At 60.2% G+C, this 16,037-nt stretch carries 11 protein-coding genes; 5 read left to right on the forward strand and 6 right to left on the reverse strand.

The annotated features are described in order from the left end of the window. From NPX02_RS18490 to NPX02_RS18505, 4 genes are all read left to right on the forward strand, one after another. A partial coding sequence (locus tag NPX02_RS18490; RefSeq protein ID WP_260295404.1) for a hypothetical protein occupies positions 1-256 on the forward strand: 256 nt, incomplete at its 5' end. After that, positions 253-567 (forward strand): BON domain-containing protein, encoded by a 315-nt coding sequence (locus NPX02_RS18495; protein WP_260295405.1) that lies wholly within the window; start codon positions 253-255, stop codon positions 565-567. The genes NPX02_RS18490 and NPX02_RS18495, both read left to right, overlap by 4 nt. A 532-nt stretch (positions 568-1,099) precedes the next feature. Next, a complete protein-coding gene (locus tag NPX02_RS18500) occupies positions 1,100-1,771 on the forward strand; it encodes an OmpA family protein (protein WP_260295406.1) in 672 nt (223 codons plus the stop codon). A gap of 360 nt (positions 1,772-2,131) precedes the next feature. Further along, positions 2,132-4,519 (forward strand): phosphoketolase family protein, encoded by a 2,388-nt coding sequence (locus NPX02_RS18505; RefSeq protein WP_260295407.1) that lies wholly within the window; start codon positions 2,132-2,134, stop codon positions 4,517-4,519. Between the two features lie 61 nt (positions 4,520-4,580). Here the strand turns inward: NPX02_RS18505 and NPX02_RS18510 are convergent, their stop codons facing one another. The 4 genes from NPX02_RS18510 to NPX02_RS18525 form a co-directional block, all read right to left on the reverse strand. Continuing rightward, a complete protein-coding gene (locus tag NPX02_RS18510) occupies positions 4,581-4,781 on the reverse strand; it encodes a CsbD family protein (RefSeq protein WP_260295408.1) in 201 nt (66 codons plus the stop codon). A gap of 231 nt (positions 4,782-5,012) precedes the next feature. Beyond that, positions 5,013-5,162 carry a DUF3096 domain-containing protein gene (locus NPX02_RS18515; RefSeq protein WP_335342236.1) on the reverse strand — a complete coding sequence of 50 codons (150 nt, stop codon included), beginning with the start codon at positions 5,160-5,162 and terminating at the stop codon, positions 5,013-5,015. Positions 5,163-5,164: 2 nt separating this feature from the next. After that, positions 5,165-13,771, reverse strand: a complete 8,607-nt coding sequence (locus tag NPX02_RS18520) for a glycoside hydrolase family 94 protein (protein ID WP_260295429.1) — start codon at positions 13,769-13,771, stop codon at positions 5,165-5,167. 251 nt (positions 13,772-14,022) lie between these two features. Further along, positions 14,023-14,484 carry a glycine zipper 2TM domain-containing protein gene (locus NPX02_RS18525; RefSeq protein WP_260295410.1) on the reverse strand — a complete coding sequence of 154 codons (462 nt, stop codon included), beginning with the start codon at positions 14,482-14,484 and terminating at the stop codon, positions 14,023-14,025. 305 nt (positions 14,485-14,789) lie between these two features. Between NPX02_RS18525 and NPX02_RS18530 the strand changes: the two genes are divergently transcribed. Continuing rightward, positions 14,790-15,326: a Crp/Fnr family transcriptional regulator gene (locus NPX02_RS18530; RefSeq protein ID WP_260295412.1), complete on the forward strand. Its 537-nt coding sequence runs from the start codon at positions 14,790-14,792 to the stop codon at positions 15,324-15,326. 36 nt (positions 15,327-15,362) lie between these two features. Here the strand turns inward: NPX02_RS18530 and NPX02_RS18535 are convergent, their stop codons facing one another. Together NPX02_RS18535 and NPX02_RS18540 are read right to left on the reverse strand one after the other, a co-directional pair. Continuing rightward, complete coding sequence (locus NPX02_RS18535; RefSeq protein WP_260295413.1) at positions 15,363-15,641, reverse strand: YqjK-like family protein; 279 nt, start codon at positions 15,639-15,641, stop codon at positions 15,363-15,365. Continuing rightward, positions 15,638-16,030 (reverse strand): phage holin family protein, encoded by a 393-nt coding sequence (locus NPX02_RS18540; protein ID WP_260295414.1) that lies wholly within the window; start codon positions 16,028-16,030, stop codon positions 15,638-15,640. The genes NPX02_RS18535 and NPX02_RS18540 overlap by 4 nt, the downstream gene beginning before the upstream one ends. Positions 16,031-16,037: the final 7 nt, after the last annotated feature.

The following is a 16,037-nucleotide window of genomic DNA, read 5'->3' on the forward strand; positions in this document are numbered from 1 at the left end:
TCATTTTGTTGCAATGTGCGATGGCGTACAGACGATGGCCACGTCTGGTGATTATGCTTCCTCTGTGATTAAAAGACCATGTGTAAAAAACTACGGGATCTTTAAACGTTCACAAGTAAGTACAAACAGCCTCGGCCTGCTCGATACCGCTCTATTTTTTCAGAAGACCGGTAAGTCGGTTTTTACCGTATCGAGGCAATTCAGAGCCGGTGTCACTAACATCCTAATCATGGAAATCTGGAGAGTCCAATCATGAAACAATTACGCAACTATCTTACCCTGCTGTTATTGGCTATTACGTTAGCATCGGTCATCGGTTGTACGTCCACCGCAAAACAGGAGAGTACCGGGGAGTATATTGATGACACTGTGATTACGACCAAGGTGAAGGCGGCCATACTTGATGAACCCACGCTTAAATCCGCCGAGATTAACGTTGAGACGTTCAAGGGTGTGGTACAGCTGAGTGGCTTCGTCAACTCCCGGAGCGATATCAATAAGGCGGTAGAAATTACCCAGGGCATCAAGGGCGTGACCTCGGTAGAGAATTCCATGCAGGTCAAGTGATCCTGACTATACCTCGCCAGCGTCAACCTTCCAGGTTCGATACTGACCCGAGGCAGTAATGTGTGACAAACGTTGCCCCCTCATCAACTGAGGGGTCACTCTCTCTGGGGCGACCATTATAAACCCGCCTGCACCACCGCGCAGGTTTACAGGTACGCGCCCTGCAGTTCCGATGGGAAACGACATACAAGGCACTAAATTGTCGGGCTTGACAGGCAGTGTCGCAGTACCTTATCCGCAGCGCTATGTACGCCGCCGTACAGACATTAAACCATTTTGTGGGTAACGTTCAGTTGGTGTTTTCAGGACGTCAGCGGCCAACGTGAGTAACTAGGCTACATAACCACGAAACCTACCCAGAAGCCGTAACACTACAATTACGATCTCGACGCCATGTATTGGCTGACAGCTGCAACAAGGCACACCTCCTTAGCACACCAAAGGGATAACCGGAGACGGTATCGGCAGTCAGTCGAGCGCCGAGCCAGTACATATCGGTTTAATACTCAATTCAAGATAATGGATAACCCACATGAAAACTTCACTCTATGCACCTACACTGTTTGCCGTGGCATCTTTTGCCCTGGTCAACGCCGCCTCCGCTGATCTGAACACCAAGGAGGGGTATGCGCTCGGTACTCCCAACAATACTATCGTAATGAACGGCTTTAATGGCTGCTGGAGAACCGGATCCTGGACACCCGACATGGCCATCGCAGAATGCGATCCGGGTTTGGTAAAAGTAACCGCTGTCGAGACGCCAAGAGCCCCAATGGCGCCACCTCCGATGAAGTCGGAAGCCATCGTACTTACCCTGGAATCCGATACACTGTTTGAATTTGACAAGTCGGTTATAAGTGCCGAAGGTAAGCAGCAGCTGGACAATCAGGTTGTCGCCAAGATGAATGAATACCCACAAATTGAAATGGTACGGATCACCGGACACGCCGACCGGATCGGCTCGGAAGCCTACAATAAAAAACTGTCACAGCGCCGGGCGGATGCAGTGAAAGATTATCTGCTCGGACAAGGCATTGTGAGTTCCCGCACTGAAACCGCCGGCAGTGGTGAATCCGATCCTGCTGTTTCCTGTACCGACATGGCCGGTAAAAATAGCAGTAGAAACACGAGCCTGGTTGAATGCCTCAAACCAAACCGCCGCGTTGTGGTAGAAATCAAGACCCGCACTATAGCGCAGCAATAGACTGAAGCCGCGGCCTCAAGAGCATCCGCGGATGCATCGGACACACAAGGTGACATGAACGCCACCGGCTTAACCCGGTGGCGTTCGTTTACCGCACGGCCTCCTTCCTTCCCTCTCGCAATGGATATGCCATGATAGACAGGTAAGCGTGACTTGCTTACTTAAACCCTGCGGAATTGACAGCATATTCAATGATGTGATCGCTGACTCTGCACGGACCCACCATGAACAAGCGCGAACATTGCTACGCCGCAGTAACGGTGTGAGGTCGATGGAATACACCTTCCGCATACCCTGTCTATACTGAATGCGTTAGCGCAATCCGGACCTGAATTCAACCCGAATATAAAAAGGAGTGTCATGAATACAAAGAGTGTCGTTTCAAACGCCACCCCACTCAGCCCCGAGCTTGCCGCCAAAATGGATGCCTATTGGCGGGCCGCCAATTACCTGTCTGTCGGCCAGATTTATCTGCTGGACAATCCGCTGCTGAAGGAAAAACTTAGCAACGAACATGTCAAACCGCGCCTGCTGGGCCACTGGGGAACGACCCCCGGCCTGAATTTTATCTATGTGCATCTTAACCGGCTGATAAAAGAACAGGATCTCAATGTGATCTATCTCGCCGGTCCCGGCCACGGCGGCCCGGCCATCGTCGCCAATACCTGGCTCGAGGGCACTTACAGTCGCTATTATCCCAACATCTCCCAGGACGAATTGGGAATGAAGCGGTTGTTCAAACAATTTTCCTTCCCCGGCGGCATTCCCAGCCATGTCGCCCCGGAAACGCCGGGATCGATTCATGAAGGGGGTGAATTGGGATACGTCCTCTCCCACGCCTACGGCGCCGCATTCGATAATCCTGATCTACTGGCCGCCTGTGTAGTGGGCGACGGAGAGGCGGAAACAGGCCCGCTGGCCACCGCCTGGCATTCAAACAAGTTTCTTAATCCAAAAACCGATGGCGCGGTGCTGCCGATTCTTCATCTCAACGGTTACAAGATCGCCAACCCCACCATCCTGGCGCGCATCCCCCGGGAAGAGTTGGAACATCTATTCCTCGGTTATGGCTACCGACCCTATTTCGTAGAAGGATCCGATCCCGCCGAGATGCATCAGAAAATGGCCGCCACGATGGATGCCTGCATCACCGGGATCCGTGCCATCCAGAGCGCCGCCCGCAAGGAGGGCATCACCGACCGCCCCTGCTGGCCCATGATCATCCTGCGCACACCCAAGGGCTGGACCGGCCCGAAAGAGGTGGACGGCAAAAAGACCGAGGGCTTCTGGCGTTCACACCAAGTGCCCTTCTCCGAAGTGCGAGGCAATAAGGATCACCTCAAACTGCTGGAGACCTGGCTTAAGAGCTACCGCCCGGAAGAGTTGTTTACTGAAGACGGCGCGTTAATACCCGAATTACAGGACCTGGCTCCCCAGGGCGAGAAACGGATGGGCGACATTCCCCATGCCAACGGCGGCAAATTGCTGCACGACCTGCGCATGCCTGATTTCCGCGATTACGAAGTAACAATTATAAAGCGGGGTTCGACGGTGGCTGAAGCGACCCGCGTGCAAGGCACCTTCCTGCGCGACATCATGAAGGCCAACATGAACTCCCGCAACTTCCGCCTCTTCGGCCCGGATGAAACCGCCTCCAACCGCTGGGGCAATGTCTTCGAAGTCACCAACCGGGCCTGGATGGAGGACACCATTACCGAGGACGACCACCTCGCCCCCGACGGACGGGTGATGGAGATCCTCTCCGAGCACACCTGCCAGGGCTGGCTGGAAGGCTATCTGCTCACCGGACGCCATGGCTTTTTCAACTGCTACGAGGCCTTCATCCACATCATCGATTCCATGTTCAACCAGCATGCCAAATGGTTGAAGACCACCTCGAAGGAGATCCCCTGGCGGCGGCCGATCGCCTCGCTCAACTACCTGCTTTCGTCCCATGTCTGGCGCCAGGACCACAATGGCTTCTCCCATCAGGACCCGGGCTTCATCGATCATGTGGTAAACAAAAAATCGGAAATAATCCGCGTCTACCTGCCGCCGGATGCCAATACCCTACTCTCGGTCACCGACCACTGCCTGCGTAGCCGTAACAAGATCAACGTGGTGATTGCCGGCAAGCAGCCCGCGCCCCAGTGGCTAAGCATGGACGAGGCGCTGAAACATTGCACCAGCGGTATCGGCATCTGGGAGTGGGCCTCCACCGACGACGGCGGCGATCCCGATGTAGTCATGGCCTGTTGCGGTGATGTGCCGACCCTGGAGACCCTGGCGGCGGTGGACATCCTGCGTCAGCAGATTCCCGACCTGAAGATCCGCGTGGTCAATGTGGTCGACCTGATGACCCTGACGCCCAAAGAGGAACACCCCCACGGCCTGCCGGATCGCCATTTCGACGACATCTTCACCACCGACAAACCGGTGATCTTCGCCTACCATGGCTACCCCTGGCTGATCCATCGCCTCACCTACCGCCGCACCAATCACCATAACCTGCATGTGCGCGGATATAAAGAGGAAGGCACCACCTCCACCCCGTTTGATATGGTGGCGATGAACGATCTGGACCGCTATCACCTGGTGGCCGATGTGGTGGATCGCGTGCCGCGGTTGCGCCAGCGGGCCGCCCATGTGAAGCAATTCGTGCGCGATAAGCTGATCGATCACAAATACTACATCCGCGAATACGGGGAAGACATGCCGGAGATTCGCGACTGGGTGTGGCCCTATTAAACACAGGCCGCCGCGGTCGTCCTCGCAGTGAGACACGACACTGGATTCCACGTTTGCACCATCAACCGTCGCGTTGCTCAAAGCGCTTGATCTGCTGTTCGGCTTCGTCCCTGGTGATGCCGTAGATCTCCTGGATCTTGCCCACCAGGACATCGCGCCTTCCCGCGATGACGTCGAGATGATCGTTGGTGAGTTCACCCCAGTACGCCTTCACCTCACCCCTGAACTGTTTCCAGTTGCCTTTGACTATGTCCCAATTCATATAAAACTCCATATCGCTTTTGGATTACCACAGACGCCAGGTTATTCGAATGCGCGGGGATGGTCTGTACGATTGCGCACATGCATAAATTTGCAGCGAAGGCCGGGCGGATAACCCGTTTCCTGGAAATTTCAGATACAAACGCCAGCCTAGCCGCACGATCGGTCATTGTCTGTATGATCCGAACATAAACCCGCCCCCTACAGAGGGACGAGGGGTACCCGGAAACGGTTACCGGATATTCAGACCACCCGCGCCGAACAGCCCAAGCAGGCCAATGACAATCAAATAGATGGCTACGATGTAGTTCAACAGCCGCGGTACGGCTAGTATGAGAATGCCGGCGATCAGCGCGACCAATGGGGCGATGCTCAATGTCATGTTCATGGATATCTCCTTGCGTCAGGGGGGGGTTGGGATAGTGTGGTTATTCTCACCTCGACCGCGTGCTCCCGACGATCGTCGATCAATGGAATGAGGTTTCCGGCACGCTCGATGCCATCCACCGTGACGCGTATCGCCTGCTGCGTCTGTTCAGCGCCGCTCTCGACGGCAATATGGTAGACGGTATCGCGATAGCGGTAGTGGACCTTGTATCCCGTCCAGTGGACCGGGATGCACGGCGCGATGCGCAGGCGATCCACTTCCAGGCGCAGGCCCAGCAGGGTTTCCACGGTCAGCCGGTACATCCAACCTGCCGCCCCGGTGTACCAAGTCCAACCGCCCGTGCCCGTATGCGGCGATGCGCCATAGAGGTCCGCGCACATGACATAGGGCTCGACTTTGTAGCACGCAATGGCCTCGGGCGTGCTGCCGTGATGGATGGGATTGAGCATGGCGAAGAATTCCCACGCGCGCTCCCTGTCGCCCAGCATGGCGAATGCCATCGTGGTCCAGATCGCGGCATGGGTATATTGTCCGCCGTTCTCGCGAACGCCGGGAACGTAGCCCTTGATATAGCCAGGCTCCAGGTCCGATGTGTCGAACGGCGGGTCGAGCAGTTGGATCAGTTGCGCGTCGCGCCGCACCAGACGCCGGTCGACCGCGGCCATCGCCTGGCGAGCCCGCAGGGGATCGCCACCGTGGGATATGACCGCCCAGCTCTGACTGATCGAGTCGATCTGGCATTCGTCGTTGGCGGACGCCCCCAAGGGCGTGCCGTCGTCGAAGTAAGCGCGCCGGTACCAGCCGCCATCCCAGGCTTGCGCTTCAATGTTCGCGCGCAGCAGCTCCGCCTGTTCCGCGCATAACGCGGCGAAGGTCGTGTCATGCCGGCCACGCGCCAGGTCAGCAAACAGTTGCAGGTTCTCGTACAGGAACCACGCCAGCCACACGCTCTCACCCTTGCCATCGCGGCCGATGAGGTTCATGCCGTCGTTCCAGTCGCCGCAGCCGATCAGCGGTAATCCATGTGCGCCGAAACGCAAGCCGTTGCTGATCGCCCGCACGCAATGCTCGTATAGGCTGGCCGCTTCCGGCGAGCGCTGCGGCTGGTCGTAATAGGCCTCTTCCTGCGCATTCAACTCGCGACCCTCCAGAAAGTGCAATGACTCGTCAAGCACGCCTGTATCGCCGGTCGCCAGAACATAATGGCAGGTCGCGTACGGCAGCCACAGATAGTCGTCGGAGAAATGCGTGCGCACGCCCTGGCCGTTGAGCGGATGCCACCAGTGCTGTACGTCTCCCTTGAGGAACTGGCGCTCGGCGCAGCGGATCAGCTGGTCACGGGCGAGCCACGGTGTCGCGTGGAGCAGCGCAAGGACGTCCTGCAATTGATCGCGGAATCCGTAGGCACCGCCGGACTGATAGTAGCCACTGCGACCCCACAGCCTGCATGACAGGGTCTGATAGGTCAGCCAGCCGTTGACCAACACGTCCAGCGCGGGATCCGGCGTCTCGACCTGCACCGTCCCCAGCGTACGGTTCCAGTGCTCCCACACCGCCTCCAGGGCCTGCTGCGCGCCGGCCCACCCGCCGAAGCGCTGGATGCAATCCCGTGCCTCATCGTCATTACGGACCGCGCCGAAAACGAATACGATCTCACTGCCCTGCCCTTCGGCGAGTTCGATCCAGGTCTGCAGTGCGGCGCACGGATCCAGGCCCGCACCCACCCTGCCTGACAGACGCTTGCGGCGCATCGCCGCCGGCCTGGCCAGCGAGCCATTGCGACCGATAAATTCACTGCGATTACCGCTCACCGACCGCTCGTGCGCGTTGACGTGGGCGAAGACCACTCGATTGGCGTATTCGCGGCCATAGGCATTGCGGGCGAACAGCGCCCCGCTGTGCGGGTCCGTCTCGGTGACGATGTGCATCATATTGACATGGCGCCACTCGCCGAGGACGAGCTCCCAGAATCCGGTCAACGACAGTTTGCGGGTGCGTTTCGAATGATTGCGCAGCTTGACCACGACGAATTTCACCGGCGCGTCCATGGCGACATAGGTGAAAAGCTCCGAGGAGATACCGGCTTCGTAATGCTCGAACACGCTGTAGCCGAATCCGTGCCGGCACACATATCCGGACCGGCCGCGGGCAGGCAGGGGTGTCGGCGACCAGAACGCGCCCGTTTCCTCGTCGCGGATGTAGACCGCCTCGCCGCTGCTGTCGCAGAGCGGGTCGTTGTGCCACGTGGTCAGCCGGAACTCGTGCGCGTTTTCCACCCAGGTATAGGCGCTTCCGCCCTCACTGACGACCGTACCGATGTGCGGGCTGGCGATGACATTAGCCCATGGCGCCGGTGTGCACTGACCGGGTTCCAGGGTGACGACATATTCGCGGCCATCGGGCGTGAAGCCGCCCACACCGTTGCAGAAGATGCGCTCGCGCGGCGGCAGTGGCGTGACCGGTTCGGCTGCCGCTTTCGCTGCCGGCGCGAGCAGGTCCGATTCACGTTCGGCCGAGACGCGGCGTTCCACCTGCTCGATCAGTGTCTCGGCGGTGTCGCTGAAGACGATACGGGCAACCGACTGGAACAGGACCCGTTCGTCCTCGGAAAGCTCCTCGGCACGACGTACGAAGACACCGCCCGGTCTGTCGACGACATGCGCCTCCGGCCCGGCGTTGATCAATCCCATGATCTGGTCGTGCAGCAGCGCCCGGTAGCTCGAGAAATCCTCGTTGATGATCACCAGATCCACCGCCAGACCCTTCATCCGCCAATACGCGTGGGCCTGCAACACCTGTTTGACCAGATCGATGCGGTTCAGATCGCCGATGCGCAGCACGACGATCGGCAGATCGCCCGAGACGGCAAAACGCCACAGTCCGGACTGGCCGAGCCGGTTACGGATGATGACACTGGGTGCGGCACGGCGCAGGGCATTGCCGTAGATAACGGAACTGGCCAGTCGGCCATAGATCTGCACCTCGGCCTCGGTGGCGTTGAGATGGCGCAGCACCTCCTGGCTCTGGAACCAGGCCATCTCGAAAGCCCGCTCGACAAAGTGCCGGTCGCAATACTTATCCAGCAGGGTCAAGGCGGCCTCGCGCGTGTCCGCGACACCGGAGATGATCTGCACGGTGGCAGATTCGTCGGCGGACAGGGTGAGCGTGCAGCGGATCGCCACGATGGGATCAAGGACGGAGCCCTCGGTACCCGACAGGCGCCTGGTTGAACGCGGCGGACCGTCACCGGCTTGCAGCGCCGCCGGGTTGGCCGTCGTCCGGCACCGGCCGATGAATTTTGCGCGGTCAGTCTCGTAGGACGGTTCATCGGCCAAGACACCTGGCGCGGCCAGCAGATGAAACATCCATGGCACCGGCTCACCCGGCGTACGGCGGCGACGCGTGCACAGGATCGCCTGCCGGTCGGGCAGGATCTCGCTCTGCACGAACAGGTTGCTGAAAGCACGATGCGCGAGATCGGCATTCAGCGGCGCCAGCACGACTTCCGCGTAACTCGTCACCTCGATATGCCGGGTGCGCGACGACTGGTTGGTGAGCGTGACCCGGCGGATCTCGACATCGTCTTCGGGGGACACGCTGATCTCGGTGTGTGCCTCGATCGCCTGGTCGCGCCGCCGGTATTCCGCGCGCCCCTGCACGAAAATCGCCTCGTAGTGGTCGGCCTTGCGCAATGTCGGTTGATAGGCGGCCGACCAGTACTTTCCGGTTTCGCCGTCGCGCAGGTAGATGAAGGTTCCCCAACCATCCATGGTGGCGTCCTCGCGCCAACGGGTGACGGCCAGATCGCGCCACCGGCTGTAACTGCCGCCGGCCTGTGTCGCCATGACATGGTAACGGCCGTTCGACAATAGATGGACCTCGGGTATCGGTGTGTTCGGGTCGGTGAAAATACGCAAGAATGCACCGGCGTCCGTGTCGGGCGGACGCGCGGCGGCGCTCACTTCGGCCGCATGCGGGTGCAGCGTCGCGCCCTTCTTCGGCACCCGTTCCTGAAGCAGCAGTTCGGTCGTGCGCGCGAGTGGATCGGACATGAAACGGCGCTGCATCGGCCGGTCGAGCAATACATGCGCGAAGGCCAACAGGCTCATACCCTGATGATGCGCCATGAAGGTCCGCACGATGGCGTGGTGTTTGTCCCGCGGCACCCGCGAGGGTGTGTAATCGATCGCTTCATAGAAGCCATAAGCACCGAGGAATCCCAGGTCGGCCAGCACCTGCAGGTTGCGGCACGCTTCCCGTGGCAGTACCGTCAGTGCCAACGCACTGGCGTAAGGCGCGATGACCAGGTCGTCACCCAGCCCGCGTTTGAAGCCCAGACCCGGCACACCGAAGGCCCGATATTGATAGACATGGGCGGCATCGGTGGCGTTGTAGCAGGACTCGGAAATGCCCCACGGCACCGCGCGCTGCCGGCCGTATTCGATCTGCCGTGAAACCGCGGCCAAGCAGGTCTTCTCCAGCAGGGTATTCGCGTAACTCGGCATGATCAGCTGCGGCATGAGATACTCGAACATCGAGCCGCTCCACGATATCAGGCTCACGTCGCCGCCGTGGCTGGTCAGCAGGCGGCCGAGTGCGAACCAGTGCTTCTGCGGGACCTGTCCCTGCGCGATCAGCAGGAAACTGGCCAGGCGCGCCTCCGAAGCCAGCAGGTCGTAACAGGACGGATCGCGGCGGCGTTCACCTACATCGTAGCCGATGGCCAGCAGATTGCATGCGGTGTCGTAGAGGAATTCGAAATCCATCACCGCCAGTGCGCGGCAGCGAGACACCAGATCGTCGATGGATTTGAGCCGCTCCAGCGCCGCCTTGGCGCGCAATTCCGGGGGCACGGCCGGCCCGGCCATATCCATCAGAGTCGGGATGCCGCTGAATCGGCGCGACCCTGGCACCAGAAAATCGAGCTCATCGCGAAGCGCACGGGTCTGCCGGTCGAACGCCTGTGCCCAGTAGTACAGTTCGCCGTCGATATCGATATCGGTGGGCAGACAGGCGACCAGCCCCCCACCCGTACGGTGAATATCATCCAGCAGATTTTCCGCGCCCACCAGCGTCCCGGGTTGCCCGTTCAGGATGAGGCCGTGGAGCGTGTCCTGCAGCGAGCTTATCCGCTTCGCCAGATCCGGATCGGGTGAGGCAGGGACGTGCTCGGCAAGCACCTGCAAGGTGTCCTGCAGACCCTGCAACGCATTCGATGAGAATACCGGTCGGTCCTTCAACTCGACCAGGCCAGCTTGCAGGGTGAGCAGACTGCCGGCCAGGTTGCCGCTGTCCACCGAGGAGACATATTGCGGGAACAGCGGTTGCAGTGTGCGCGTGTCGTACCAGTTGTAGAAGTGGCCACGGTAGCGCTCCAGTTTCTCCATCGCCGCCAGCGTGTTTCCGGTCCGCTGCAGTAACTCACCGGCAGCGATGTAGCCGAAATCGTACGCCGCCAGGTCCGCCAGCAGCGCCAAGCCGATATTGGTGGGCGAGGTGCGCGAGGCGATGACCGGTGCCGGATACTCCTGGAAATTGTCGGGTGGCAGCCAGTTCTCCTGTGGACCCACGAAGGTCTCGAAGTAGCGCCAGGTCCGTCGGGCCGACGCCCGCAGGAAGGTCCGTTGCCCGACGTCCAGATCCGGCATGGGCGGCGCCAGCGGCTGACTGATCCACCAGCCGACCACGGGCGACATCAGCCACAGCAACAGGACGGGTGCCGCGTAGATCCACTCCGCACCCGCTGTCCACGCCGACGCCAGCGCCAGCCCGATCGCGAGCGCAGGCCCAATCCACATCTCTTGCAGATAGTCCGCCGGCGTCCGCCGCGCGTTGCGGATCGCATAGGCCGGCAGTTGCCAGATCAGCAATCCGCGTCGCGTGAACAGCATGCGCACACCCGAACGCAGTACCGCATCCAGGTTGATGAATGTGTCGTAGGGCAGGAATACCAGCGCCAGGAATGCATGCCCGAGGGGGCGGACCACGGATTTCCCGGTCAGGCTCAGGTGTGCCGACCAATCGCGTTCCGCGGGTTTGCGGATGAAGTCGATCACGACGGACAGCACGCAGGGCACGAATAGCACAGCGATGACCAGCAGGGTCCAGAACCACGCGGGCGCCGGGCCGAACAGCCAGCCTCCCGCCAGCAGGGCCGACAGCGCCGACGGCACCAGGCTGCGCCGCAGATTGTCGAGCAGTTTCCACCGCAACAGCGGCGAGAGCGGATTGGATTGCCACCGGCTCCTCGCGCTGTTCGGATCATCCGCTGCAGGTGGTCCCGGCACGTGCGGCAGCAGCCAGGCGGCGAGCTGCCAGTCGCCGCGTATCCAGCGGTGACGCCGGCTCGCCTCTTGTGCAAAACTGGCCGGATGTTCCTCGATGAGATCGACATCCGTCACCAGCGCGGAACGCGCATATCCGCTCTCCAGCAGGTCGTGACTGAGGATGAGGTTTTCCGGGAAGCGTCCGTCGACGGCTTGTCGAAAGGCGTCCACATCGTAGATACCCTTGCCGATGAAAGACCCCTCGCCGAAGATATCCTGGTAGACGTCCGATACCTCGCGCGTGTAGGGGTCGATGCCCGAGTCACCCGCGAACAGCTTCGCGAACCGGGACTGACCCGCACTGGTGAGACTGATCGAAGCACGCGGCTGCAAGATCGCGTAGCCCTCCACGATGCGACCCTTGTCGGCGGAATATAACGGCCGATTGAGCGGATGCGCGAGATTGCCTATCAGCTCATGTGCCGTATCACGGGGCAGCTGCGTGTCGGTATCCAGGGTGATGACGTACTTGATCGAACCGAGGATGACCGGATCGCCTACGATGTCCGAGAAGGCCGAGCGTGAACCGCCCCGCAATATGGCATTGAACTGTTCCAGCTTGCCACGCTTGCGCTCGTAGCCCATCCATACACCTTCGACCGGGTTCCACATCCGCGGACGGTGGAACAGATAGAAGATGCAGGGGCGGTCGTCGCGGTAGGTCGCGTTGAGCGCCTCGACAGCCGCGCGCAGGTACGCCAGCAACGCGTCATCGCCCGGCAGCGCCTGCTCGGGCGCGTCTCGATAATCCGTCAGCAGCGCGAAGAACAGGTTGGGGTCGCGGTTGCCGAGATAGCGGATCTCCAGGGCCTCGAGCAGGCTGTCGACACCCTGCGGAGTGTCGAGCAAGGTGGGCACGATCACCATACTGCGGTGGACGTCCGGGATCCCCTTGGAGTAATCCATTCGCGGCAATGTGCGCGGCGGCAGGACGAGCGTGACCAGCATGTTCACCAGCGGGACAGCCAGTGCCGATGCGGCGATAATGCCGACGATCGCAAAAAACCAGGTCCACCAGGCCCCTGGCTCGAAGCCGCCGGAAACGGAGAACGCGCCCCAGGTCGCCAGCAATGTGAGCAGGAGGATGGGGCCGAGGTAAAGGCTCAGGCGGACATGCCGGGCCGCCCGGTTGATTCTGGATTTCAACGACGGACGGCAACCGACCGCCTGTTCCAGGCTCCACCGTCCGCTGCCGATCAGATAGTAGCCGACATGTGCGCTACGATCCTGGTCACCAAGCCGCTCCGCGGCCGTCTGCGCGAGCATGATGGCGGCGCGAGCCACCGTCGACTCACTGCACGACGCGCCTCTCGCCACGTCCTCCACGACATGCCGGTAGCGGTCCCGGGTGGTGAAATTCTGACCGGCGTGCACACCCATTGGGTCTTCACGCAGGATCCGTTCAACGGCACTGAGCGACTCGACGTAATTCCGCCAGTCCATTGCCCCGATGAAGCGCAGACTGCCGATGCTGTTGGCGATCGAGATCTGATTGGCCGCGGCGGTTCGGCCGGCCGCTTGCGACAACTGTGTTGCCGTCACCCCTTGCTCGAACAATTTCTGCTCTACCCAGGTTTGAACGAACGCCATGGCTGGCCCCTGCGCCTGAAGTCTGTCGTAGAACTCCTCCACGAACGGCGCAGTCAGCGGCACGTCGGCATTGGCGAATTCGGCCAGCAACTGGATCAGCTGTTTCGGTTCCTTTTCGACCGTCGCGAGCATGCGGTCCGCCCAAATGATGGCCGCATCGCGTTCCTCGCGCCGCTGAGCGATGCGTACCCCGACACGCCGCAGATTTTCCAGCAGCGCCAATTGCAGCATGATCGGGAAGGCCCACAACTCGCCCAGCTGCAACGGTTCGACAGTCTGGTAGGCGACAACGAATTGACTCGTATTGTCGCTGTCGACACGACCATCCATATGGGAAATAAGCTCCAGAGCCAAGTCGTAGATGCGGGGAAAGCCAGCCGACGCGCCGTCGGCCAGTTGCGGCAACTGCCGGCTGTAACCCCGTGGGAGATGCCGGCGGGCCAGGCCAATCTGCTGTTCTATCAGATAGTAATTGTCGAGCAGCCAGGCCTCGGCCGGCACGATCCGTTGTCCTGGTGTGGCTGCGGCCGTGACGACGTCGTACGCCGCCTGCAGCACACGCGCGTTGTCCGCTAGGCGTGGCAGCAACTTGTCCGGACCCCGTTGCGGATCGATTCTATGCTGACCGGCCAGCGTGACGGCGTGGCGCTTCAGCTGTTCGATGCTGAACAGCTCCGAACGCAGCAACTCCGTATCACGCTCGTTTCGCAGCGTGTTGCGTGTGCGCGCAAGAGATATGATCTCTTTGATGACTATGACGTTCTCCTCGTGAGTACTCGAGTCGTCGGTGCAGCGCCGGGATGAGGTTCCATCAGACTCGCGGACATGCATCCCTTACGCCTCGACACCACCGCCTGGCTCCGACCTAATCAAACAAAAAGCCAACCCAGTCTGAACAGGTTGGCCTGGAGATCCGAGCGGGATTCGGTGTATGGAAATCAGTAGCGATACGCACGCCCATTATCGATGCGTACCCTGTCTCCAACGCGCAGGCCTTCGATGCTGTCCTGCATGACGGCTCGATAACTACCGTTCTCGAGTCGCACCTGCAGACGGTAGGTCTCCGGTTGCTGTTGACTGCGCTTTTGTATCTCGTGACCCACCACGGCGCCACCGACGACACCCACAGCGGTCGCGATATCCTGACCGCTGCCGCCACCGACCTGATGTCCGAGCACGCCGCCGACGACACCGCCGACCACCGCGCCTGCCCCTATACCGGTGCCCGCAATCCCATCGACCCCGTCACCGCTGGTCACTTCGATCGCCTCGATCACGCCATACAAGTTGCTCGAGTAGGTCGATGCGGACTCCACAGGACGATAGCCCGTATTCGTGCAGCCGCCCACCAACGCAGTAACAGCGACAATAGCCGCGATGACTATTTGGCACGTTTTCATAAATAAACTCCTGCATTTCAGGATCCAAGATTAATCCCCGAATCCTTGATCCGTCTGTGCGGTGACGTACACATGACGCACGGTGGTGCATCAGGATGATTCCAGTAGGCATGGCCAAAAAGAAGTTTCACGTGCGCCGCCACGGCCAAATTCATCGGGAAGCGTAATCTTCCAGGGAAGATCTGGGTGAAGCCAAAATTGCGCCTATGTACGATGCCGTACACAACTCCAGGAGTGGCCTATACTTAACCTTGATCCGACCACGTTCACTGTACTTTTTGAACGACCCTATCGAGGCACTTCCCATGGCTGACACGGACGTTATCCGCCACAACAATCTCCTAGCCGCGCTGCCCAAGGACGAATACGCGCGCCTCGCCGCCCATCTCGAACGCGTACGGCTGCCACCCGGCGAGATCCTCTATGAGTCCGGCCGTCCGTTGCAGTACGTTTACTTCCCAACGACCGCCATAGTGTCCCTGTTCTATATCATGGAAAGTGGTGCCGTGGCCGAGATCGCCGCAATCGGCAACGAGGGGATGGTCGGCATCGCCCTCATCACGGGAGGTGACACCATGCCAAATCGGGCCATGGCACTATGCGCGGGCACTGCCTATCGGTTGAAATCCCGGTTACTGATTAATGAAATCAATCGCATCGGGGGACGGCGTACCGGCACGTTGCAACATCTTCTGCTGCGCTACACTCAGGTATTGATTACCCAGATATCCCTGAACGCCGCTTGTAATCGGCATACCCCACCGTTATGCATCGCTCCGCTGAACACCAACGCGCCTGGCCCGAGCGGTCCGGTTCAGGAGACATATCGGATCACGCATTGATTGCGCGATCCACTTGCCAGGGCCTGGAAATCCGCACTATCCGCCAAGCAGCCTACGCATCACCCGCCACGACACCCAGCCGCTTCCCAACCACTTACCCACGCGGCGAGGCCGCAACACCGCCAACAGCACGACGGGTACGATCAGCCACTGGGGATGGATCCTGATATACCGCAGCGCTGCCAGGCCCTGGTCGGCCAGTGCAAGCGGCATGTGCCATCGTTCCATGTCACGCGCCAACGCACGGCGTTGTGCCGCCGCCTGTGCTACCAGGCGCGCACGCCGTTCCGCTAGGCGATCCCGCTTCTCGCTCATGACCGGGAACCGAGTTGCTGCCGGTCTTTATACAATTCCGACAGGCTCGCCGAAAAAAGTTTCGGCTTGGTCCGCGCTTTGTGGATGGCAACCCCGCCTGCCACGAGACCCGCCGTCAGAAAGAACCCGGCAAGCAACAAAAGCACCAGGATACGGTGCGTGTCCCAGAATGCGACCACGAGCAGGATCGTCGTCAGCACCACCCCGATTCCGATGAAGAACAAGGCTGCCAGCCCCAACGTCAGCAACGAGAACACATGCACCCGCTCCTCCTCCAGATCCGTCGACAACAGATCGAGGCGCGTGTGCGCGATCGCGACCAGGGTCGCTGCAAAGTTCGTCAGCGACTGGAACAGGCCTTTACCCACGGCGGGCGCGTCATCCGACATGGTGTGC

It is taken from the genome of Sedimenticola hydrogenitrophicus, from assembly GCF_025175675.1.
GTDB lineage: Bacteria > Pseudomonadota > Gammaproteobacteria > Chromatiales > Chromatiaceae > Sedimenticola > Sedimenticola hydrogenitrophicus.

Bases quoted from the DNA above. Each gene is read 5' to 3' on its own strand.
- NPX02_RS18495 (WP_260295405.1), top strand. From the start codon at position 253: ATGAAACAATTACGCAACTATCTTACCCTGCTGTTATTGGCTATTACG.
- NPX02_RS18500 (WP_260295406.1), top strand. From the start codon at position 1,100: ATGAAAACTTCACTCTATGCACCTACACTGTTTGCCGTGGCATCTTTT.
- NPX02_RS18505 (WP_260295407.1), top strand. From the start codon at position 2,132: ATGAATACAAAGAGTGTCGTTTCAAACGCCACCCCACTCAGCCCCGAG.
- NPX02_RS18510 (WP_260295408.1), bottom strand. From the start codon at position 4,781: ATGAATTGGGACATAGTCAAAGGCAACTGGAAACAGTTCAGGGGTGAG.
- NPX02_RS18515 (WP_335342236.1), bottom strand. From the start codon at position 5,162: ATGACATTGAGCATCGCCCCATTGGTCGCGCTGATCGCCGGCATTCTC.
- NPX02_RS18525 (WP_260295410.1), bottom strand. From the start codon at position 14,484: ATGAAAACGTGCCAAATAGTCATCGCGGCTATTGTCGCTGTTACTGCG.
- NPX02_RS18530 (WP_260295412.1), top strand. From the start codon at position 14,790: ATGGCTGACACGGACGTTATCCGCCACAACAATCTCCTAGCCGCGCTG.
- NPX02_RS18535 (WP_260295413.1), bottom strand. From the start codon at position 15,641: ATGAGCGAGAAGCGGGATCGCCTAGCGGAACGGCGTGCGCGCCTGGTA.
- NPX02_RS18540 (WP_260295414.1), bottom strand. From the start codon at position 16,030: ATGTCGGATGACGCGCCCGCCGTGGGTAAAGGCCTGTTCCAGTCGCTG.